This window comes from Halobacillus salinus (genome assembly GCF_004684905.1).
Classification (GTDB): Bacteria; Bacillota; Bacilli; order Bacillales; family Halobacillaceae; genus Halobacillus; species Halobacillus salinus.
In genome coordinates this window covers 17009-39254 of the sequence record NZ_SRJC01000009.1, presented here as the reverse complement: position 1 = coordinate 39254, position 22246 = coordinate 17009, and the positions used below count along the sequence as shown (strand labels likewise).

Below are 22246 nucleotides of genomic sequence, written 5' to 3'. Positions count from 1 at the left end.
TGTGTGAATATACAGGACAGCGCGTAAAGCCCTGAACTGTTCATACGGGCCTCCATGTCTACATGGGGGTCCTTTTATTAAGCCTTCAAACGGTATGATGATAAGTCAATAGGAGGTGGAACGATGAGCAACATTATCGAACAGAAAAAGCAAGTTGTAGCTGAACTAGCTGACAAGTTCCGTAATAGTAAATCTGCTGTACTAGTAGATTACCGCGGTCTTGACGTTGCAGAAGTTACAGAGCTTCGTTCACAACTTCGTGAAGCTGGCGTCGATTTCAAAGTGTACAAAAACACAATGACTCGCCGCGCTGTTGAAGAAGTTGAGCTTTCTGAGCTTAACGACGTTCTTGTAGGTCCAACTGCACTAGCGTTCCATGAAGACGACGCTGTTGCACCAGCGAAAGTTCTTAACAACTTTGCTAAAGATCACGAAAACCTTGAAATCAAAGGTGGCGTAGTAGAAGGTCAAGTAGCTTCTCTTGATCAAATCAAAGAGCTCGCAGAACTTCCAAACTACGAAGGTCTTGTATCTATGTTCCTAAGCGTACTACAAGCACCGATCAGAAACTTCGCATACGCTACACAAGCTATTGCGGACCAAAAAGAAGAAGAAAGTGCGTAAGCTAGCACTCGTCTCAAACAATTTTATTAAAACCAATAAGGAGGAAATTTTTCATGTCTAACGAACAAATCATTGAAGCGATCAAAGAAATGTCTGTTCTTGAACTTAACGATCTAGTAAAAGCAATTGAAGAAGAATTTGGTGTATCTGCTGCAGCTCCAGTTGCAGTCGGTGGTGCAGCTGCAGGCGGCGAAGCTGAAGCTGAGCAAACTGAATTCGACGTAGTACTTGAATCTGCTGGTTCTTCTAAGATCAAAGTTGTTAAAGCAGTACGTGAAGCAACTGGTCTTGGCCTTAAAGAAGCGAAGGAAGTTGTTGACAACGCTCCTAAAGCTGTTAAAGAAGGTCTTTCTAAAGAAGATGCAGAAGAACTTAAGTCTCAGCTTGAAGAAGCTGGCGCTACAGTAGAACTTAAGTAATTATTGAACCTTGAAAGTAAAGCTCGCTGATTATCGGCGGGCTTTCTTTTTCTTCTACTATATAGCCTCTCTCATAGTCATCTCCTATAAGGAAAGAAATTCACAATGATAACGAGGCGCATGAAAAGAAGGTGTGCGTAAGGTGTCAGAGCATTACTACTCTAAAAAAACAACAACCAAAAGTGAAGAAAAGTCTTGGTCCTTCCATTTGAGAGGGTATCCATTCACGTTTACGACGGACAATGCTGTATTTTCGAAGAAAGAAGTAGATTTCGGCTCTCGTCTGTTAATCGATTCATTCACTGTTCCTGATGTTCAGGGAGATGTACTAGACCTAGGTTGTGGCTACGGCCCAGTCGGGTTATCGTTGGCAAAAGCTTTTCCGGATCGTCAGCTAGTAATGGTTGATGTGAACGAAAGAGCGTTAGAATTGGCAAAGAAAAATGCAGAACAGAATCATATTGAAAATGTAAGCATTCTTGAAAGCGACCGTCTACAATCAGTCAGCGATAAGAAGTTTGCGGCGATTTTAACGAATCCCCCAATCCGAGCTGGCAAAAGTGTAGTACATGCCATGTTTGAGGAATCAGAACAAGTTCTCCATCAAAAAGGAGAGTTATGGGTTGTAATCCAAAAGAAACAGGGTGCCCCTTCCGCTAAGAAGAAGATGGAAGAGTTATTTGGGAATGTTGAAGTAGTTATTAAACAAAAAGGCTACTATATTTTAAAGAGTGTAAAGGTTTGACTACTTCTATGAATTGTGCTAGTATTGGAAAATGCCAATACGACCGTAGTCTGTCAAGTCTTTTTTTGAACAATGTATAAAAAAGTTGATAGATGGTTAGCATGGTGAAAAACCGAACACGTAAAGTAAATGAGGTTTTTGTTGATGAAAACCCTTTTTCTTTTTTGTCTAACGTTAGAGAGAAATGAAGAATCACCATTTGCTATAAGGCGAATGTTTAAATAGTGCTTGTGGCAAGATCAACCGCAAGCCTGTTCGGCATGTTTGCCGAACCTTTTTACGTTATTAAAATGCTTGATTTGAGGGGTGAATCAGTTGACAGGTCAACTAGTTCAGTATGGACGACACCGCCAGCGCAGAAGTTATGCACGTATCAGTGAGGTATTAGAGTTACCAAACCTTATTGAGATCCAAACCGCTTCGTACGATTGGTTCTTAAAAGAAGGTTTGAAGGAAATGTTCCAGGATATATCTCCTATCGAAGATTTCACAGGTAACCTATCACTAGAATTTGTAGACTACAGCCTTGGCGAGCCAAAGTATCCAGTAGATGAGTCAAAGGATCGCGATGTAACATACAACGCACCACTTCGTGTGAAAGTTCGTTTATTAAACAATGAAACCGGCGAAGTGAAAGAGCAAGAAGTTTTCATGGGAGACTTCCCACTCATGACGGACACAGGTACCTTTATCATTAATGGTGCTGAGCGTGTTATCGTTTCTCAGCTTGTTCGCTCTCCAAGTGTATATTTCAATAAGAAGATTGATAAGAACGGAAAACGCGGCTATACAGCAACGGTAATTCCTAACCGTGGTGCATGGTTGGAATTCGAAACAGATGCGAAAGACGTAGTACACGTTCGTATCGACCGTACTCGTAAGTTGCCTATTACGGTTCTACTACGTGCTCTAGGATTCGGTACAGACCAAGAAATCATCGACCTTATCGGTGATAACGAATACCTGAAGAACACGTTAGAGAAAGACAACACTGAAAATAGCGAGAAAGCTTTGCTTGAAATCTATGAGCGTCTACGCCCTGGTGAGCCACCAACAGTAGAAAACGCGAAGAGCTTGCTTGTATCTCGTTTCTTCGATCCGAAGCGTTATGACCTAGCGCGCGTTGGTCGATATAAGATGAACAAAAAGCTAAACATTAAAGATCGTTTGTTCAACCAGACGCTTGCAGAAACACTTGTTGATGAAGAAACAGGTGAAGTGCTTGCGGAAAAAGGGGACAAAATCGATCGTCGCTTGCTGAATAAATTGATTCCTCATTTCGATGATCAAGAGAATCAGCTTAGCGAAAGAACTTTAGATCCTGTAGAAGGTGTACTTGAAGATGATATCCAAGTACAGTCTGTGAAAATTGTAGATCCTACAGATCCAGAAGGTGAACGTTCTATCAATGTTATCGGTAATGCAAACATTGACCGTGACGTGAAGAACATTACACCAGCTGACATCCTATCATCTATCAGCTACTTCTTTAACTTGCTGCATAATGTAGGCGGAACAGATGACATCGACCACTTAGGTAACCGTCGTCTTCGTTCAGTAGGTGAACTATTGCAGAACCAATTCCGTATTGGCCTATCTCGTATGGAGCGTGTAGTTCGTGAACGTATGTCTATTCAGGACACGTCATCGATCACACCGCAACAGCTGATCAACATCAGACCAGTGATTGCCTCCATCAAAGAGTTCTTCGGAAGCTCTCAATTATCACAGTTCATGGACCAAACTAACCCATTAGCAGAATTGACGCATAAACGTCGTCTATCTGCCCTTGGACCAGGTGGTTTGACTCGTGAGCGTGCCGGTTTCGAAGTTCGTGACGTACACTACTCCCACTATGGTCGTATGTGTCCGATCGAAACACCGGAAGGTCCGAACATCGGTCTAATCAACTCCTTGTCTTCTTATGCGAAGGTCAATGAGTTCGGTTTCATCGAAACACCTTACCGTCGTGTCGACCAAGATACGAACAACGTTACGGAGTATATTGATTACTTGACTGCGGACGAAGAAGATAACTACGTTGTGGCACAGGCCAACGCGAAGCTTGAGGAAGACGGAAGCTTCCGTGACGAAGAAGTTATCGCACGTTTCCGAGGCGAAAACACTGCTGTACCACGTGAACGCATTGATTACATGGATGTATCACCAAAGCAGGTTGTATCTGCTGCGACAGCATGTATCCCGTTCTTGGAAAACGATGACTCCAACCGCTCCCTGATGGGTGCGAACATGCAGCGTCAAGCAGTACCTTTGCTTAAACCAGACGCTCCACTTGTAGGAACAGGTATGGAGTATGTATCTGGTAAAGACTCAGGTGCAGCTGTCATTTGCCGTCACGAAGGTATTGTAGAGCGTGTAGAAGCGAAGGAAGTTCTTGTACGTCGCATTTCCGAAGTAGACGGACGCGAAGTAGAAGGCGACCTTGATCGTTATCGTCTACAGAAATTCATCCGTTCCAACCAAGGAAGCTGCTATAACCAACGCCCGATCGTAGCAAAAGGCGACCGTGTAACGAAAGGTGAAATCCTTGCTGATGGTCCTTCTATGGATATGGGAGAACTAGCTCTAGGACAGAACCCGTTAGTTGCCTTCATGACATGGGATGGTTATAACTACGAGGATGCGATCATCATGAGCGAACGTCTTGTGAAAGACGATGTGTACACATCTATTCATATTGAAGAATATGAATCTGAAGCTCGTGATACGAAGTTAGGACCAGAAGAAATCACTAGAGACATTCCAAACGTCGGAGAAGATGCATTACGCGACCTTGATGACCGCGGCATCATCCGTGTAGGTGCTGAAGTGAGTGATGGCGACCTTCTAGTAGGGAAAGTAACACCTAAGGGCGTTACGGAACTTTCTGCTGAAGAGCGTCTACTACACGCCATCTTCGGTGAGAAAGCTCGTGAAGTGCGTGACACGTCCTTGCGAGTACCTCACGGTGCAGGCGGAATTGTCCTTGATGTGAAGATTTTCAATAGAGAAGATGGCGACGAGTTACCACCGGGAGTAAACCAGTTGATCCGCGTCTATATCGTTCAGAAGCGTAAGATTTCTGAAGGGGATAAGATGGCCGGACGTCACGGTAACAAAGGTGTAATCTCGAAGATCCTTCCAGAAGAAGATATGCCATTCTTACCAGACGGAACACCTGTTGATATCATGTTGAACCCACTAGGTGTACCATCACGTATGAACATCGGACAAGTGCTCGAATTGCACTTGGGTATGGCTGCCCGCCTTCTTGGCGAACGCGTAGCGACACCAGTATTCGATGGAGCTCGTGAGGAAGACGTATGGGAGACACTAGAAGAAGCAGGCATGGCCCGTGATGCGAAGACAATTCTTTACGATGGTCGTACAGGCGAGCCGTTCGACAACCGTGTATCAGTCGGAGTCATGTATATGATTAAACTGGCGCACATGGTTGACGATAAGCTGCACGCCCGTTCTACTGGACCATATTCTCTAGTAACGCAACAGCCGCTTGGTGGTAAAGCACAATTCGGTGGACAGCGTTTCGGTGAGATGGAGGTATGGGCACTTGAAGCATATGGTGCCGCTTATACACTTCAAGAGATTCTTACGGTTAAATCAGATGACGTTGTAGGTCGTGTGAAGACGTATGAAGCGATCGTTAAAGGCGACAACGTCCCTGAGCCAGGCGTACCGGAATCCTTCAAAGTTCTTATCAAAGAACTTCAAAGTCTTGGAATGGACGTGAAGATTCTGTCTGGCGATGAAGAAGAAATCGAAATGCGCGATATCGAAGAAGATCAAACGAAAGAATCAGAGAATCTGAACCTAGACGACTAATCTAAAGAACTGTCGAACGATCTTTTTAGTTCGGAGCTTAGGGTAAAACCCGGATACTGAAAGGGAGGTAGGCCCCTTGCTAGATGTAAATAATTTTGAGTATATGAAAATTGGTTTAGCTTCACCGGACAAGATTCGCTCTTGGTCTTATGGTGAGGTCAAAAAGCCGGAAACGATCAACTATCGTACTCTTAAACCAGAAAAAGATGGCTTATTCTGTGAACGTATTTTCGGTCCTCAAAAGGACTGGGAATGTCACTGTGGTAAATACAAACGCGTCCGTTATAAGGGCGTCGTTTGTGACCGTTGTGGTGTTGAAGTAACGAAGGCGAAAGTCCGTCGTGAGCGTATGGGGCACTTAGAACTAGCTGCCCCTGTCTCTCACATCTGGTACTTCAAAGGCATTCCAAGCCGTATGGGTCTTGTTCTTGACATGTCTCCGCGTGCCTTGGAAGAAGTCATTTATTTTGCAGCGTACATTGTTACAGACCCAGGCGAAACAGCGCTTGAGAAGAAGCAGCTTCTTTCTGAGAAAGAATACCGCTCTTACCGTGAGAAATTCGGTCAAGGCTTCCAAGCAGCAATGGGTGCTGAGGCAATCCGTAAGTTGCTATTTGATATCGACCTCGATGGTGAGGTTGATACACTTAAAGAAGAATTGAAAACAGCGCAAGGTCAGCGTCGTACTCGTGCAATCAAGCGCCTTGAAGTTCTAGAGTCCTTCCGTAACTCTGGAAACGACCCTTCTTGGATGATTCTTGATGTGCTACCTGTCATTCCTCCAGAACTTCGCCCAATGGTGCAGCTGGATGGTGGACGTTTTGCAACTTCCGATTTGAACGACCTTTACCGTCGTGTCATCAACCGTAACAACCGCTTGAAGCGATTGTTGGACCTTGGTGCACCTACGATCATCGTTCAAAACGAGAAGCGTATGCTTCAAGAAGCTGTAGATGCCCTAATTGACAACGGTCGTCGTGGCCGCCCTGTAACAGGACCAGGAAACCGTCCGTTGAAGTCCCTTTCTCACATGCTGAAAGGTAAGCAAGGACGTTTCCGTCAGAACCTTCTAGGTAAGCGTGTCGACTATTCCGGTCGTTCCGTTATCGTTGTTGGTCCATCCTTGAAGATGTACCAATGCGGATTACCGAAAGAAATGGCACTTGAGTTGTTCAAGCCATTCGTTATGAAGGAACTTGTATCCCGTGGACTAGCGCACAACATCAAGTCCGCTAAACGTAAGATCGAACGCGTACACGATGAAGTGTGGGACGTTCTTGAGGACGTTATCAAAGAACACCCTGTACTTCTTAACCGTGCACCAACACTGCACCGTTTAGGTATCCAGGCGTTCGAACCGACATTGGTAGAAGGTCGTGCAATCCGTCTGCACCCGCTAGTATGTACTGCATACAACGCCGACTTTGACGGTGACCAAATGGCCGTACACGTACCATTGTCTTCTGAAGCACAAGCAGAAGCTCGCATTCTTATGCTTGCCGCTCAAAACATCTTGAACCCTAAAGATGGTAAACCAGTTGTTACGCCATCACAGGATATGGTACTAGGTAACTATTACTTGACGCTAGAACGTACCGGAGCTGTCGGAGAAGGAATGTCCTTCAAAGACTTGAACGAGGCACTTATGGCTTATCAGAATGGTTACGTACACTTGCACACTCGTGTAGCTGTACAAGCTAGTTCCCTGAACAATGAAACATTTACAGAAGAACAGAAGCAGCAGCTACTTCTTACAACAGTAGGGAAGCTTATCTTCAATGAGATGCTGCCTAATTCGTTCCCATATATTAACGAACCGACTCAAGAGAACCTTGAAGTCAAAACGCCGGATCATTACTTTGTACCGAATGGAACAAATATCCGCGAGGAAATTACCAAGCGCGAGGAAGTATCACCATTCAAGAAAGGCATCTTAGGCGACATTATCGCTGAAGTGTTCAAACGCTTCTCCATTAGTGAAACGTCTAAAATGCTAGACCGTATGAAGGACCTAGGATTTGCTTATTCAACTAAGGCGGGTATTACTGTCGGTGTATCTGACGTCGTCGTACTTCCTGAGAAGCAGGAAATCCTTGATGAAGCTCAGACGAAAGTCGACAAAGTCCTTAAGCAGTTCCGTCGTGGTTTGATTACAGATGAAGAACGCTATGATCGCGTTATTGAAATTTGGTCAACGGCTAAAGACGACATTCAGAACCGTCTGATGAAATCCTTAGACCCGACTAACCCAATCTTCATGATGAGTGATTCCGGTGCCCGTGGTAACGCATCTAACTTTACACAGTTAGCTGGTATGCGTGGTCTGATGGCCAACCCGGCTGGACGAATCATTGAACTACCGATCAAGTCAAGCTTCCGTGAAGGTCTAACGGTACTTGAATACTTCATCTCGACTCACGGTGCTCGTAAAGGTCTTGCCGATACAGCCCTTAAGACAGCCGACTCTGGTTACTTGACTCGTCGTCTAGTAGACGTAGCTCAAGATGTGATCGTACGTGAAGATGACTGTGGAACCGACCGAGGTCTCACTGTTCATTCCATCACAGAAGGTAGCGAGGTTATCGAACCTCTATTCGACCGTCTGATTGGTCGTACAGCTTACCAGAAAGTGACACATCCAGAGACTGGCGAACTTCTTGCATCCCGCAATGAAGTGATTTCAGAAGACGCAGCTAGACAAATTGTTGAAGCTGGCGTTGAAAGAGTCACAATCCGTTCTGCCTTCACTTGTAACACCAAGCACGGTGTATGTAAGAAGTGTTATGGACGTAACCTTGCAACAGGTGAAGAAGTCGAAGTTGGGGAAGCAGTTGGAATCATCGCCGCGCAATCCATCGGTGAGCCAGGTACACAGCTTACTATGCGTACCTTCCACACAGGCGGGGTAGCCGGAGACGATATCACGCAAGGTCTTCCACGTATCCAAGAGATCGTAGAAGCCCGTAACCCTAAAGGACAAGCGGTCATCACGGAAATTGACGGTGTTGTAGAAGAAGTCAATGAAGTGAAAGAGAAACTTGAAATTGTCGTTCAAGGTTCTGTCGAATCCCGTTCTTACACAGCACCATATGGCGCTCGTATGAAAGCTGCCATCGGTGATAAAGTGAATGCCGGTGATCCATTGACAGAAGGTTCAATCGATCCGAAAGAACTACTGACAATTCAAGGTCTCGACGGTGTACAAGAGTACCTTCTTAAAGAAGTACAGAAAGTATATCGTATGCAAGGTGTTGAAATTTCAGATAAACACGTCGAAGTCATGGTTCGTCAAATGCTTCGTAAGATCCGTGTGCTTGACTCTGGTGATACTGATGTACTACCAGGATCCCTTCTTGAAATTCACCAATTCAAAGAAGCGAACCAAAAAGCACTTATGGAAGGTGGACAACCAGCAGTTGGACGTCCAGTCATCCTTGGTATTACGAAAGCGTCTCTTGAAACAGACAGCTTCCTATCCGCTGCATCCTTCCAGGAAACAACTCGTGTCCTTACAGATGCTGCAATTAAAGGTAAGCGCGATGAGCTACTCGGCTTGAAAGAGAACGTTATTATTGGTAAACTTGTTCCGGCTGGTACTGGTATGACCCGATATCGTAAGATTCAGGCTCAATCAGAAGCGAACCAAACGGTTGGCGAACAGCCAGAAGAAGTCACACAACCATAAGCAGTACAGATTTCAGTTTTAACAATGGGTAAACGTTCAAGAAGCAGAACCACTTTGCTACTAGCGAAGAAAGCTTGATAGAAAATCATAAATCTACCCAAAATGCAGTTGACATGCATTTTGGGTAGTGATAATATAATCAAGGTGCTTCCATTTATCCTTGTTACTTTGGAGGATACGAAAGATGTCTTATGAAAAAGTAGCACAGGCTAAATCAGAGATAGTAATCGGGACCAAACAAACACTAAAAGCCATGAAAAATGGTGAAGTGAATGAGGTCATAACGGCTGACGATGCAGATCAGTCGATGACGGCAAAGGTAGTTCAGTTAGCCGAGCGATTGAACATACCGCATACAAAAGTTCCTTCGATGGAGGAGCTGGGTCAAGCCTGCGGTATCGATGTTGGCGCTGCTACAGTAGCTATAAAGCAATAAAGTTTTGGCGTTTATCGCGAAAGCTTTGTTTTTTGCCTTTTTATGAACCACCTGGATGTGTGGTATTAAGAAATGATGGAAGGGAGGACACAAACATGCCTACTATTAACCAATTAGTTCGTAAAGGACGTGTTGCCAAGTCTAGAAAGGCTACGGCTCCAGCGTTGAACAAAGGTTACAACAGTTACAAGAAACGTATGACTAACGAGAACTCTCCACAAAAACGTGGTGTTTGTACTCGTGTTGGTACAATGACTCCGAAGAAGCCTAACTCCGCTCTTCGTAAATATGCTCGTGTTCGTTTGACGAACCAACTTGAGGTTAACGCTTATATCCCTGGTATTGGCCACAACCTTCAAGAGCACAGTGTTGTACTAATCCGTGGTGGTAAGGTTAAAGACTTACCAGGTGTACGTTACACAGTAGTTCGTGGTGCGCTTGATACAGCTAGCGTAGAAGGACGTATGCAAGGCCGTTCTAAATACGGTACTAAAAAGCCAAAAGCTAAAAAATAAACGATAGACTTTCTATCGATTAAATACAACAAGAGACGAAGGGAGGCTATCCAATGCCACGTAAAGGTCCAGTAGCAAAACGTGATGTATTACCAGATCCGATGTATAACTCTAAGCTTGTTACTCGTTTGATCAACCAAATCATGATTGATGGTCAGCGCGGTAAAGCTCAGAAGATTCTTTATAAAGCGTTTGAACTTGTTCAAGAGCGTAGCGGAAACGACGCTATGGAATCATTTGATCAAGCTATGAAAAACGTAATGCCTGTTTTGGAGGTACGCGCACGCCGTGTAGGTGGTTCCAACTATCAGGTACCTGTTGAGGTTCGTCCAGAACGTCGCCAGGCTCTAGGTTTGCGTTTCATTGTTAACTACGCGCGTCTTCGCGGTGAGAAAACAATGGAAGAGCGTCTAGCTAACGAAATTCTAGATGCAGCAAACAACACAGGTGCGTCTGTTAAGCGCCGTGAGGAAATGCACAAGATGGCGGAAGCGAACAAAGCATTCGCTCACTATCGTTGGTAATCACTCATTAAATATAACTTCAATCAGGAAGGAGCAAATTCCATGGCTAGAGAGTTCACCTTGGAAAAGACCCGGAATATCGGGATTATGGCTCACATTGATGCTGGTAAAACAACAGCAACAGAGCGTATTCTTTTCTATACAGGTCGTATCCACAAAATTGGCGAAACTCACGAAGGAGCTTCCCAAATGGACTGGATGGAGCAGGAACAAGAGCGCGGAATCACAATCACTTCCGCTGCGACAACTGCTCAATGGAAAGGTCACCGTATCAACATCATTGATACACCAGGACACGTAGACTTCACAGTAGAGGTTGAACGTTCTCTGCGTGTACTTGACGGTTCAGTAGCTGTACTAGACGCACAGTCTGGTGTTGAGCCTCAAACTGAAACAGTTTGGCGCCAAGCTACAACATACGGTGTACCACGTATTGTTTTCGTAAACAAGATGGACAAAATCGGCGCAAACTTCATTTACTCTCTTGGCACTCTTAAAGAGCGTCTAGGTGCAAATGCAGCCGCTGTTCAACTTCCTATTGGTGCAGAAGATGATTTCGAAGGAATCATCGATCTTGTAACAATGGAAGCTTACTACTACATGGATGACTTGGGTACACGTGCTGAAGCACGCCCTATTCCTGATGATTACAAAGATCAAGCCGAAGAGTACCGCGGTAAGCTTGTTGAAGCTGTAGCGGAACTTGATGAAGACTTGATGATGCAGTACCTTGAAGGAGAAGAAATCACAAACGATCAGTTGAAAGCTGCAATTCGTACAGCTACACTAGGCGTTGATTTCTATCCAGTATTCTGTGGTTCTGCCTTCAAGAACAAAGGTGTACAACTTCTAATTGATGGAGTTATTGATTATCTTCCATCTCCACTAGATGTACCACCAATTGAAGGTCACGTACCACAAACGGATGAAGAAGTTGTTCGTAAGGCTGATGACAACGAGCCATTCTCTGCATTGGCATTTAAAGTTGCTACAGACCCTTATGTTGGTAAACTAACATTCTTCCGTGTTTACTCTGGTACACTATCCGCTGGTTCTTACGTGAGAAACTCTACGAAAGACAAGCGTGAGCGTGTAGGTCGTATCCTACAGATGCACGCTAACTCTCGTGAAGAGATCTCCACTGTATATGCGGGTGACATCGCAGGTGCTGTAGGTCTTAAGGACACTGGTACTGGTGACACATTGTGTGACGAGAAGAGCCTTGTTATCCTTGAGTCTATGGAATTCCCTGAGCCAGTTATCTCCGTAGCCATCGAGCCGAAGTCCAAAGCGGACCAAGACAAGATGTCTATCGCACTTGGTAAACTTGCTGAAGAAGATCCGACATTCCAAACTGAAACAAACGTTGAAACAGGTCAAACAATCATCGCTGGTATGGGTGAGCTTCACCTAGACATCATCGTTGACCGCCTGCGTCGTGAGTTTAAAGTTGAAGCGAATATCGGTGCTCCACAAGTTTCTTACCGTGAGACTTTCCGTGCTAGTGCACAAGTTGAAGGTAAGTTCGTACGTCAATCTGGTGGTCGTGGACAATTCGGTCACGTTTGGGTTGAGTTCGAGCCAAACGACGAAGGTGCTGGATTCGAATTCGTAAACAAAATCGTTGGTGGTGTTGTACCACGTGAATATATCCCTTCTGTAGAGCAGGGTATTAAAGAATCACTTGAGAACGGTGTACTTGCTGGCTACCCTATGGTAGACATTAAAGCTACACTTTACGATGGTTCTTACCACGATGTCGACTCCAACGAAATGGCCTTTAAAGTAGCTGCTTCTATGGCACTTAAAGAGGCGAAAAACAAATGTAAACCAGTTCTTCTTGAGCCAATGATGAAAGTTGAAGTAGTCATTCCAGAAGAATACATGGGTGACATCATGGGTGACGTAACTTCCCGTCGTGGACGTGTTGAAGGTATGGAAACTCGTGGTAATGCTCAGGTTGTTAAAGCATTTGTTCCACTTGCAGAAATGTTCGGTTACGCAACAGCCCTACGTTCTAACACACAAGGTCGCGGAACGTACACTATGCACTTCGATCACTACGAAGAAGTACCGAAGAGCATTTCTGAAGAAATCATCAAGAAAAATGCTGGTGAATAATTGATTTTTTTCACGAGTTAACGTATAACTTGTATTGTAAGCTTAGGAGTAAGTTTCTTACTTCTAAGCTGCAAATAAATAACTATAAAAAGCTACTCATTTAAAGGAGGAAATATACAATGGCAAAAGAAAAATTTGACCGGTCCAAGTCCCACGTCAACATTGGTACAATCGGCCACGTTGACCACGGTAAAACAACTCTAACTGCAGCTATCACTACAGTTCTTCACAAGAAATCTGGTTCTGGTGAAGCAATGGCATACGACATGATCGACGGTGCTCCAGAAGAGCGTGAGCGTGGAATCACAATCTCCACTGCACACGTTGAGTACGAAACAGAAACTCGTCACTATGCACACGTTGACTGCCCAGGTCACGCTGACTACGTTAAGAACATGATCACTGGTGCTGCTCAAATGGACGGCGCGATCCTAGTTGTATCTGCAGCTGACGGTCCAATGCCACAAACTCGTGAGCACATCCTACTTTCTAAAAACGTAGGTGTTCCAGCTATCGTTGTATTCTTGAACAAAGTTGACATGGTAGACGACGAAGAGCTACTTGAACTAGTTGAAATGGAAGTACGTGACCTTCTTTCTGAGTACGACTTCGATGGTGACGAAACTCCAGTAGTATCTGGTTCTGCTCTTAAAGCTCTTGAAGGTGAAGAGAAGTACGAGCAAGCTATCTTCGATCTTATGGAGCAAGTTGACAACCACATCCCAACTCCAGACCGTGACACTGACAAGCCATTCATGATGCCAGTAGAGGACGTATTCTCTATCACTGGCCGTGGTACTGTTGCAACTGGTCGTGTTGAGCGTGGACAAGTTAAAGTCGGTGACGAAATCGAAATCATCGGTCTTAACGAAGACGCATTCAAGACTACAGTAACTGGTGTTGAAATGTTCCGTAAGCTTCTAGATTACGCTGAAGCTGGTGACAACATTGGTGCACTTCTTCGTGGTGTTAACCGTGAAGACATCAACCGTGGTCAAGTACTAGCTAAGCCTGGTTCAATCACACCACACACTAACTTCAAATCAGAAGTTTATGTACTATCTAAAGACGAAGGTGGACGTCACACTCCATTCTTCTCTAACTACCGCCCACAGTTCTACTTCCGTACTACGGACGTAACTGGTGTTATTCAACTTCCAGAAGGCGTAGAAATGGTTATGCCTGGAGATAACGTTGAAATGACAGTTGAACTTATTTCCCCAATCGCGATCGAGGACGGAACTCGTTTCTCTATCCGTGAAGGTGGACGTACAGTAGGTTCTGGTGTTGTTTCTGAAATCACTAAGTAATTTCAGTTAATAACACGAAAGGCAGCAGGTCATCCTGCTGCCTTTTTTATTTGTATATAGAAGTAACAGATCGCAGATGTTATACTTTAGCACATTTTATGTGCTGTACCTGTTGAAAAGAACGAGCATATTTGTTTCAATAGGAAAAGTGAACAAAGCGTCGGAATTAGAAAAGAAAAGCAAGGAAACATTGAAATTCGAAAGAAAAACTAGTATAATAAATCGATGTGTTCATAAAACAAATTTTTATGGATAAATCCTTGCATTGACCGACTTTCTTCTATATAATGAATAATGTTGGTCATAAAAGGCGATGAAGCGAAAGGTTGTTGACACACCCGGCCCCTTTGCCATGGCTAGTGAGTCAAGTTTTTTCGCGGAGAATGTCTATTTCTAAAATGGGCGAAGAAGGAGGGAAAATAATGGCAAAAGAAAAAATTCGTATTCGTTTAAAAGCGTATGATCACAGAGTACTTGATCAGTCCGCTGAGAAAATCGTAGACACAGCGAAACGCTCTGGAGCTAACGTAAGTGGTCCAATCCCACTTCCGACAGAACGTTCCATCTACACAGTACTTCGTGCAACTCACAAGTATAAAGATGCTCGTGAGCAGTTCGAAATGCGCACACACAAACGTCTTATCGACATTGTTAATCCAACACCACAGACTGTTGATTCACTAATGCGTTTGGATCTACCATCTGGTGTGGATATCGAAATTAAACTATAAATCTAAATGTACAATAATAGGAGGTGTAACGGATGACGAAAGGAATCTTAGGACGTAAAATCGGTATGACTCAGATCTTCTCTGAAAACGGAGAATTGATTCCAGTAACAGTTGTAGAAGCTGAACCGAACGTTGTTCTTCAGAAGAAAACAGAAGAAAACGATGGTTACGCTGCCCTTCAACTTGGATTCGCTGATCAGAAGCCAAACCGTCAAAACAAACCTGAAAAAGGTCACGCTGAAAAAGCAAGCACTTCACCTAAGCGCTACATTCGTGAATTCCGTACTACTAACCTTGACGACTACGAACTAGGTCAAGAGGTTAAAGTAGATATTTTTGAAGCTGGTGAAACAATCGACGTAACAGGAACTTCTAAGGGTAAAGGATTCCAGGGTGCTATCAAGCGCCACAACCAATCAACTGGACCTAAAACTCACGGTTCTCGTTTCCAACGTCGTTCTGGTTCAATGGGACAAGGTGCCGACCCAGCTAAAGTTCACAAAGGTAAGAAACTTGCCGGACAAATGGGTGGCGACACAGTAACTCTTCAAAACCTTGAGGTAGTTAAAGTGGACGCTGAGCGCAACTTGCTATTGATCAAAGGTAACGTACCAGGCGCGAAAAAGTCTTACGTTAAAATCACTAGTGCAGTTAAGGCTAGCAAATAAATAAAGGAAGGGAGGATATGTCATGCCTAAAGTAGCACTATTAAACCAAAGCGGCTCTAATGTCGGTGATATCGAATTGAACGAAGCCGTTTTTGGTATCGAACCTAATACTCATGTACTACACGAAACAGTTGTGATGCAACGCGCGAATCTTCGCCAAGGCACACACAAAGTAAAAGGACGTTCTGAAGTTAGTGGCGGTGGACGCAAGCCATGGCGCCAAAAAGGTACTGGCCGTGCACGTCAAGGGTCCATCCGTTCACCTCAATGGGTTGGCGGTGGAACTGTATTCGGTCCAACACCACGCAGCTACAGCTACTCAATGCCTAAGAAGGTACGTCGTCTAGCACTTCAGTCTGCTTATTCTTCTAAAGTGAAAGAAGAGAACATCATCGTTCTTGAAGATCTTTCTCTTGATGCACCAAAAACAAAAGAAGTTGTAAGCATGCTAAGCGCGTTAGATGTCAACGAAAAGGCATTGATCGTAACAGCTGATAAAGATGAGAATGTAACTCTTTCATCTAACAACATCCCTACAGTTAAAGCACTATCTGTAGAAGAAGTTAGTGTGTTAGATTTACTAACGCATGACAAGCTGATCCTAACGAAGGAAGCAGCTGAAAAAGCAGGGGAGGTGCTCTCATAATGAAAGAACCACGCGATATCGTAAAGCGCCCTGTCATTACTGAACATTCTGCTGATCTTATGGGAGAAAAGAAATATACGTTTGAAGTTAGCCCTAAAGCTAACAAAACAGAAATCAAAAATGCTGTTGAAGAAATCTTCGGCGTAAGCGTTGAGTCTGTTAACACGATGAACCTTAAAGGTAAATTCAAGCGTATGGGTCGTTACGGCGGCTACCGTTCTGATCGTAAGAAAGCAATTGTTAAGCTTACAGAAGACAGTGAAGAACTAGAATTCTTCGAAGTATAAAATAAACCACTTATTCAAGAAGGAGGGAAATTGAGATGGCGATTAAAAAGTTTCGACCTATTACAAACGGTCGTCGACACATGACAGTATCTGATTTTGCTGAAATCACTACTGATAAGCCGGAAAGTTCCCTGGTCGCTCCACTACACAAACGCGGTGGACGTAACAACCAAGGTAAACTTACGGTTCGTCATCAGGGCGGCGGTCACAAGCGCAAATACCGTATCATCGACTTCAAGCGTGACAAAGATGGTATACCAGGACGCGTTGCTACGATCGAATACGATCCAAACCGTACCGCTAACATTGCACTAATCAACTATGTTGATGGTGAAAAACGCTACATCCTAGCTCCGAAAGGTGTTAAGGTTGGCACAGAAATCATTTCTGGTGAAGGTGCAGATATCAAACCAGGTAACGCACTTGCACTTAAAGACATCCCAGTTGGTACAACTGTACACAACGTTGAATTAAAACCAGGGCGCGGTGGACAGCTAGTACGTTCCGCTGGTGCATCTGCACAAATCCTTGGTCGTGAAGAAAAATACACTCTAGTACGCCTTACATCTGGTGAAGTTCGTCTAGTACTAAGCACTTGCCGTGCGACAATCGGTCAAGTCGGTAACCTTCAGCACGAACTAATCAGCGTAGGTAAAGCTGGACGTTCTCGTTGGCAAGGTAAGCGCCCAACAGTACGTGGTTCTGTAATGAACCCTAGCGATCACCCACACGGTGGTGGTGAAGGACGCGCGCCAATCGGTATGCCTTCTCCAGTATCTCCATGGGGTAAACCAACACTTGGTTACAAGACAAGAAAACGCAACAAGCCGTCTGATAAATATATCGTACGACGTCGCGGTAAAAAATAACGGGGTTGTAAGACGGGCGTTATTACCCGTCTCTCAATCGCGAAGGGAGGTTTATTCATGGGCCGCAGCCTAAAAAAGGGACCTTTTGTAGATGATCATTTAATGAAAAAAGTTGAGAAGCTGAACGAAGACAATAAGCATCAGGTTGTGAAAACTTGGTCTCGTCGTTCTACAATCTTCCCAAACTTTGTTGGACACACAATCGCTGTTTATGACGGACGTAAACACGTACCAGTATATGTCACTGAAGACATGGTTGGTCATAAACTAGGTGAATTCGCGCCATCCCGTACGTTCAAGGGACACTCTGGCGACGACAAGAAAACAAAACGCTAATCTAGAGAGGAGGCACTCTAATGCAAGCTAAAGCAGTTGCTAAAACCGTTCGTATCGCTCCTCGTAAAGCTCGTCTAGTTATTGATTTGATTCGAGGAAAAGATGTAGGTGAAGCGCTAGCGACGTTACGTCTTAAAAACCGTGGCGCATCTCCAGTAGTTGAGAAAGTTCTTAACTCTGCGATTGCTAACGCAGAACACAATTATGAAATGGACCCGGAAAACCTATACGTTTCCGAAGCGTTTGTAAACGAAGGGGTAACACTTAAACGTTTCCGCCCTCGTGCAATGGGCCGCGCAAGCCAAATCAACAAACGCACAAGCCACATCACAGTGGTCGTATCAGAAAAAAAGGAGGGATAATCAGTGGGTCAAAAAATTAATCCAGTAGGTCTTCGTATCGGCGTCATCCGCGATTGGGAATCCAAGTGGTACGCTGGCAAAGACTACGCAGACTTGTTACATGAAGACATTGAGATTCGTGAATATGTTGAAACTCGCCTAAAAGACGCTGCTCTTTCTACTGTTGAAATCGAACGCGCAGCGAACCGCGTAAACATTACAGTGCATACTGCTAAGCCTGGAATGGTTATCGGTAAAGGCGGTTCTGAAGTGGAAGCACTTCGCAAAAATCTAAACCAACTCACTGGTAAACGAGTTCACATCAACATCGTTGAAGTGAAGAAGCCAGATCTAGATGCTACACTTGTAGCTGACAATATCGCACGTCAATTGGAAAACCGTGTATCTTTCCGTCGTGCTCAGAAACAAACAATCCAACGTGCAATGCGCGCAGGGGCGAAAGGTATTAAAACACAAGTATCTGGTCGTCTAGGTGGCGCGGACATCGCTCGTGCAGAATCTTATAGTGAAGGAACTGTACCACTTCACACACTTCGTGCAGACATCGACTACGGAACTGCAGAAGCAGACACAACTTACGGTAAGCTTGGTGTCAAAGTGTGGATCTACCGTGGTGAAGTCCTTCCAACTAAAACAAACAAGTAAGGAAGGGGGAACAGCATTATGTTAATGCCAAAACGTGTTAAGTATCGTCGTCAACACCGTACTAGCTTAAAAGGTCGCGCTAAAGGCGGCACTGAAGTAGCTTTCGGTGAGTATGGATTGCAAGCAATCGACCCAGCATGGATTACAGCCCGTCAAATCGAGGCAGCGCGTATCGCGATGACTCGTTATATGAAACGTGGCGGTAAAGTCTGGATTAAAATCTTCCCTGACAAGCCTTATACTGCTAAGCCCCTAGAAGTACGTATGGGTTCCGGTAAAGGTGCTCCAGAAGGTTTCGTAGCTGTTGTGAAACCAGGGAAAATCATGTTCGAGATCGCAGGTGTATCTGAAGAGGTTGCGCGCGAAGCATTGCGTCTTGCTTCTCACAAACTGCCGATCCGTACGAAATTCGTAAAACGTGAAGAAATTGGTGGTGAAATCAATGAAGGCTAATGAAATCCGTGAATTAACCACTGCCGAAATTGAACAAAAAGTAAAATCTCTTAAAGAAGAGCTTTTTAACCTACGTTTCCAACTGGCAACAGGTCAACTTGAGAACACAGCGCGTATTCGCGAAGTTCGCAAGTCTATCGCACGTATGAAAACTGTTGCTCGTGAACGTGAGCTAGGTGTAAATAACTAATAGATGAGAGGAGGTCACCCTCACATGACTGAACGTAATAATCGTAAGGTTTATACTGGACGCGTTGTATCCGACAAAATGGACAAAACAATTACCGTTTTAGTAGAAACTTATAAGTTCCACAAGCTTTACGGCAAGCGTGTAAAGTACTCTAAAAAGTTCAAAGCACATGACGAAAACAACCAAGCTAAAAATGGTGACATCGTAAGCATCATGGAAACTCGTCCGCTATCAGCGTCTAAACGTTTCCGTCTTATCGAAGTTGTTGAAGAGTCTGTTATTATCTAATTCAAGTTCGCTCGGATTGATTCCGAAGGGAGGTTACATGGTATGATTCAACAGGAAAGTCGTCTGAAAGTTGCAGATAACTCTGGTGCCCGTGAAATCCAAACGATCAAAGTCTTGGGTGGATCAGGCCGTAAGACTGCGAACATTGGTGATGTCATCACTGCGACAGTGAAACAGGCAACACCAGGGGGCGTTGTTAAAAAAGGTGAAGTAGTAAAAGCCGTTATCGTACGTTCTAAGAGCGGTATGCGCCGCAAAGATGGTTCTTATATCCGTTTTGATGAGAACGCAGCCGTAATCATCCGTGATGATAAAGGACCACGCGGTACTCGTATCTTTGGACCGGTAGCTCGTGAACTTCGTGAAGCTAAGTTCATGAAGATCGTTTCTCTAGCTCCAGAAGTATTGTAATTTCGAATTGAAAATGCCTTGTCAAGGAGGTGCGCGAAGAATGCACGTAAAAAAAGGTGACAAAGTAATGGTTATTACTGGTAAGGATAAAGGCAAACAAGGAACAGTCCTTGAAGCTTATCCAAAGAACGATCGTGTTCTTGTTGAAGGTGTCAACGAAGTGAAAAAGCACTCGAAACCTTCTCAGGAGAACCCACAAGGTGGAATCCTAACACAAGAAGCTGCGATTCACGTTTCTAACGTAATGCCAATTGACCCGAAAACTGGTGAACCAACACGTGTTGGGTACAAAGTTGAGGGCGACAAGAAAGTTCGTATCGCGAAAAAATCTGGTGAAGCACTAGACAAATAACCCATAGATGAAAGGAGGGCCACACGATGAACGAACTAAAGAAACAATATCAAGAAGAAATTGTTCCTTCTTTGATGAACAAATTCAACTATGATTCAATCATGCAAACACCTAAAGTTGAGAAAATCGTTGTCAACATGGGTGTAGGTGACGCTGTTCAAAACGCGAAAGCACTAGACACAGCAGTAGAAGAACTAACAATGATTACTGGTCAGAAGCCAATGATCACGAAAGCGAAGAAATCTATCGCAGGTTTCCGTCTACGTGAAGGCATGCCAATCGGTGCGAAGGTTACCCTTCGTGGTGAGCGCATGTACGAATTCTTCCAGAAACTGATCGCTGTATCCCTTCCGCGTGTACGCGACTTCCGTGGTATCTCTAAGAAAGCTTTTGATGGCCGTGGAAACTACACGCTAGGTGTAAAAGAACAATTGATTTTCCCAGAGATTGATTACGATAAAGTAAATAAAGTACGTGGTATGGATATCGTCATCGTTACTACTGCTGACTCTGACGAAGAATCCCGTGAACTATTAGCTCAATTCGGTATGCCGTTCCAAAAATAATGAGCTAACGATAAGGAGGGAAAATAGTGGCTAAAAAATCAATGGTCGCGAAACAGAAGCGTAAACAGAAGTACCAAGTACGTGAATATACACGCTGTGAACGTTGCGGACGTCCACACTCTGTACTTCGTAAGTTTAAGCTTTGCCGTATTTGTTTCCGTGAACTTGCATATAAAGGACAAATCCCTGGTGTCAAAAAAGCCAGCTGGTAAACCCGATTTAGGGAAGGAGGTAAATGAGTTATGACAATGACAGATCCAATTGCAGATATGCTAACGCGTATTCGTAACGCTAACATGGTGCGTCACGAGAAGCTTGAGCTTCCAGCTTCCAACGTAAAGAAAGAAATCGCTGATATCCTTAAGCGTGAAGGTTTTGTACGTGATTATGAATTTGTTGAAGACAGCAAACAAGGTGTCCTTCGCATCTTCCTTAAGTACGGACAAAGCAACGAGCGTGTAATCACTGGTGTGAAACGTATCAGTAAGCCTGGTCTACGTGTTTACGCTAAAGCTGAAGAACTTCCTAAAGTTCTTAACGGTCTTGGTGTAGCAGTCGTATCCACATCAAAAGGTGTACTAACAGATAAAGAAGCTCGCGAACAAGCCATCGGTGGCGAAGTTCTAGCTTACATCTGGTAATAAAACAGATAAGACAGGAGGTGCAACAATATGTCTCGCGTAGGATTAAAATCACTTGAAATTCCTGAAGGTGTTGAAATCGTTCAGGATAACAATACAATCACAGTAAAAGGTCCTAAAGGTGAACTTACTCGTGAGTTCCACCAGGACATTACGGTGACAATTGAAGACAACGTTCTTTCCGTCGCTCGCCCTAGTGACCATAAAGAACACCGTGCTCTTCATGGTACTACCCGCAGCCTGATCGGTAACATGGTTGAAGGTGTTACTAAAGGTTATGAGAAGAGCCTTGAAATCATCGGTGTAGGTTACCGTGCTCAAAAACAAGGAGACCAAGTTGTCATCAACGCTGGTTACTCCCACCCTGTAGAGGTAGAAAAACGCGAAGGTATCGAAATCGAAGTTCCTACCCAAACAAAAGTAACGGTTAAAGGAATCGATAAAGAGCTTGTTGGCGCAGTAGCTGCTAACATTCGCGCGATTCGTCCTCCAGAGCCTTATAAAGGTAAAGGAATTCGTTACGAGAACGAACATGTACGCAGAAAAGAAGGTAAAACAGCTAAGTAAGGCTTAGGTAAT

General features: G+C 44.3%; 27 protein-coding genes and 1 other annotated feature (1 of these 28 only partly in view). All 27 genes read left to right on the top strand.

Translation table 11 applies throughout. From position 1 onward, the window contains the following. Window positions 1–86, top strand: a sequence feature (ribosomal protein L10 leader region); it begins 63 nt to the left of the window's first position. Between the two features lie 37 nt (window positions 87–123). The 27 genes from rplJ to rplF all read left to right on the top strand — a co-directional run bounded on the left by rplJ (window position 124) and on the right by rplF (window position 22234). Next, window positions 124–624: a 50S ribosomal protein L10 gene (gene rplJ / locus E4663_RS18755; protein WP_079477362.1), complete on the top strand. Its 501-nt coding sequence runs from the start codon at window positions 124–126 to the stop codon at window positions 622–624. A gap of 53 nt (window positions 625–677) precedes the next feature. Continuing rightward, window positions 678–1043 carry a 50S ribosomal protein L7/L12 gene (gene rplL, locus E4663_RS18750; RefSeq protein WP_079477361.1) on the top strand — a complete coding sequence of 122 codons (366 nt, stop codon included), beginning with the start codon at window positions 678–680 and terminating at the stop codon, window positions 1041–1043. A gap of 142 nt (window positions 1044–1185) precedes the next feature. Beyond that, window positions 1186–1788 carry a class I SAM-dependent methyltransferase gene (locus tag E4663_RS18745; RefSeq protein ID WP_135328758.1) on the top strand — a complete coding sequence of 201 codons (603 nt, stop codon included), beginning with the start codon at window positions 1186–1188 and terminating at the stop codon, window positions 1786–1788. A gap of 315 nt (window positions 1789–2103) precedes the next feature. Continuing rightward, a complete protein-coding gene (rpoB, locus tag E4663_RS18740) occupies window positions 2104–5631 on the top strand; it encodes a DNA-directed RNA polymerase subunit beta (protein ID WP_079477359.1) in 3528 nt (1175 codons plus the stop codon). A gap of 76 nt (window positions 5632–5707) precedes the next feature. Next, a complete protein-coding gene (gene rpoC / locus E4663_RS18735) occupies window positions 5708–9316 on the top strand; it encodes a DNA-directed RNA polymerase subunit beta' (RefSeq protein WP_135328757.1) in 3609 nt (1202 codons plus the stop codon). A 184-nt stretch (window positions 9317–9500) separates the two neighbouring features. Next, window positions 9501–9752: a 50S ribosomal protein L7ae-like protein gene (locus E4663_RS18730; RefSeq protein ID WP_079477357.1), complete on the top strand. Its 252-nt coding sequence runs from the start codon at window positions 9501–9503 to the stop codon at window positions 9750–9752. Window positions 9753–9847: 95 nt separating this feature from the next. Beyond that, window positions 9848–10267 (top strand): 30S ribosomal protein S12, encoded by a 420-nt coding sequence (rpsL, locus tag E4663_RS18725; protein ID WP_079477356.1) that lies wholly within the window; start codon window positions 9848–9850, stop codon window positions 10265–10267. 53 nt (window positions 10268–10320) lie between these two features. Further along, entirely contained in the window at window positions 10321–10791 is a 471-nt protein-coding gene (gene rpsG / locus E4663_RS18720; RefSeq protein WP_079477355.1) for a 30S ribosomal protein S7, read from the top strand. A gap of 42 nt (window positions 10792–10833) precedes the next feature. Further along, entirely contained in the window at window positions 10834–12912 is a 2079-nt protein-coding gene (fusA, locus tag E4663_RS18715) for an elongation factor G (protein ID WP_079477354.1), read from the top strand. A gap of 119 nt (window positions 12913–13031) precedes the next feature. Next, window positions 13032–14222 carry an elongation factor Tu gene (gene tuf / locus E4663_RS18710; RefSeq protein ID WP_079477353.1) on the top strand — a complete coding sequence of 397 codons (1191 nt, stop codon included), beginning with the start codon at window positions 13032–13034 and terminating at the stop codon, window positions 14220–14222. Between the two features lie 422 nt (window positions 14223–14644). Further along, complete coding sequence (gene rpsJ / locus E4663_RS18705; RefSeq protein WP_014641420.1) at window positions 14645–14953, top strand: 30S ribosomal protein S10; 309 nt, start codon at window positions 14645–14647, stop codon at window positions 14951–14953. Window positions 14954–14985: 32 nt separating this feature from the next. After that, the gene (rplC, locus tag E4663_RS18700; RefSeq protein ID WP_079477351.1) at window positions 14986–15621 is read left to right on the top strand and encodes a 50S ribosomal protein L3; all 636 of its coding nucleotides are present in this window, start codon (window positions 14986–14988) and stop codon (window positions 15619–15621) included. Window positions 15622–15643: 22 nt separating this feature from the next. Continuing rightward, on the top strand, window positions 15644–16267 hold the full coding sequence (rplD, locus tag E4663_RS18695) for a 50S ribosomal protein L4 (RefSeq protein ID WP_135328756.1): 624 nt from the start codon (window positions 15644–15646) through the stop codon (window positions 16265–16267). Next, window positions 16267–16554 carry a 50S ribosomal protein L23 gene (rplW, locus tag E4663_RS18690; protein WP_079477349.1) on the top strand — a complete coding sequence of 96 codons (288 nt, stop codon included), beginning with the start codon at window positions 16267–16269 and terminating at the stop codon, window positions 16552–16554. The genes rplD and rplW overlap by 1 nt, the downstream gene beginning before the upstream one ends. A gap of 35 nt (window positions 16555–16589) precedes the next feature. Next, window positions 16590–17423, top strand: a complete 834-nt coding sequence (rplB, locus tag E4663_RS18685) for a 50S ribosomal protein L2 (RefSeq protein ID WP_079477348.1) — start codon at window positions 16590–16592, stop codon at window positions 17421–17423. Window positions 17424–17480: 57 nt separating this feature from the next. Beyond that, a complete protein-coding gene (rpsS, locus tag E4663_RS18680) occupies window positions 17481–17759 on the top strand; it encodes a 30S ribosomal protein S19 (RefSeq protein ID WP_079477347.1) in 279 nt (92 codons plus the stop codon). 20 nt (window positions 17760–17779) lie between these two features. Continuing rightward, window positions 17780–18121, top strand: a complete 342-nt coding sequence (gene rplV / locus E4663_RS18675; protein WP_079477346.1) for a 50S ribosomal protein L22 — start codon at window positions 17780–17782, stop codon at window positions 18119–18121. 3 nt (window positions 18122–18124) lie between these two features. After that, window positions 18125–18766 (top strand): 30S ribosomal protein S3, encoded by a 642-nt coding sequence (gene rpsC, locus E4663_RS18670; RefSeq protein ID WP_079477345.1) that lies wholly within the window; start codon window positions 18125–18127, stop codon window positions 18764–18766. Between the two features lie 18 nt (window positions 18767–18784). Next, complete coding sequence (gene rplP, locus E4663_RS18665) at window positions 18785–19219, top strand: 50S ribosomal protein L16 (protein ID WP_027953416.1); 435 nt, start codon at window positions 18785–18787, stop codon at window positions 19217–19219. Then, entirely contained in the window at window positions 19209–19409 is a 201-nt protein-coding gene (gene rpmC, locus E4663_RS18660) for a 50S ribosomal protein L29 (RefSeq protein ID WP_008636054.1), read from the top strand. The genes rplP and rpmC overlap by 11 nt, the downstream gene beginning before the upstream one ends. Window positions 19410–19433: 24 nt before the next feature. Then, window positions 19434–19697, top strand: coding sequence for a 30S ribosomal protein S17 (gene rpsQ, locus E4663_RS18655; RefSeq protein ID WP_079477344.1), 264 nt, complete (start codon window positions 19434–19436; stop codon window positions 19695–19697). 42 nt (window positions 19698–19739) lie between these two features. Beyond that, window positions 19740–20108: a 50S ribosomal protein L14 gene (gene rplN, locus E4663_RS18650; RefSeq protein WP_079477343.1), complete on the top strand. Its 369-nt coding sequence runs from the start codon at window positions 19740–19742 to the stop codon at window positions 20106–20108. Window positions 20109–20148: 40 nt separating this feature from the next. Beyond that, window positions 20149–20460, top strand: coding sequence for a 50S ribosomal protein L24 (rplX, locus tag E4663_RS18645; RefSeq protein ID WP_079477342.1), 312 nt, complete (start codon window positions 20149–20151; stop codon window positions 20458–20460). 26 nt (window positions 20461–20486) lie between these two features. Further along, the gene (rplE, locus tag E4663_RS18640) at window positions 20487–21026 is read left to right on the top strand and encodes a 50S ribosomal protein L5 (protein ID WP_079477341.1); all 540 of its coding nucleotides are present in this window, start codon (window positions 20487–20489) and stop codon (window positions 21024–21026) included. Window positions 21027–21052: 26 nt separating this feature from the next. Then, window positions 21053–21238, top strand: coding sequence for a type Z 30S ribosomal protein S14 (locus E4663_RS18635; RefSeq protein ID WP_079477340.1), 186 nt, complete (start codon window positions 21053–21055; stop codon window positions 21236–21238). A gap of 30 nt (window positions 21239–21268) precedes the next feature. Then, on the top strand, window positions 21269–21667 hold the full coding sequence (gene rpsH, locus E4663_RS18630) for a 30S ribosomal protein S8 (protein WP_079477339.1): 399 nt from the start codon (window positions 21269–21271) through the stop codon (window positions 21665–21667). 30 nt (window positions 21668–21697) lie between these two features. Continuing rightward, window positions 21698–22234, top strand: coding sequence for a 50S ribosomal protein L6 (gene rplF, locus E4663_RS18625; RefSeq protein ID WP_079477338.1), 537 nt, complete (start codon window positions 21698–21700; stop codon window positions 22232–22234). The last annotated feature ends 12 nt before the right edge of the window (window positions 22235–22246 follow it).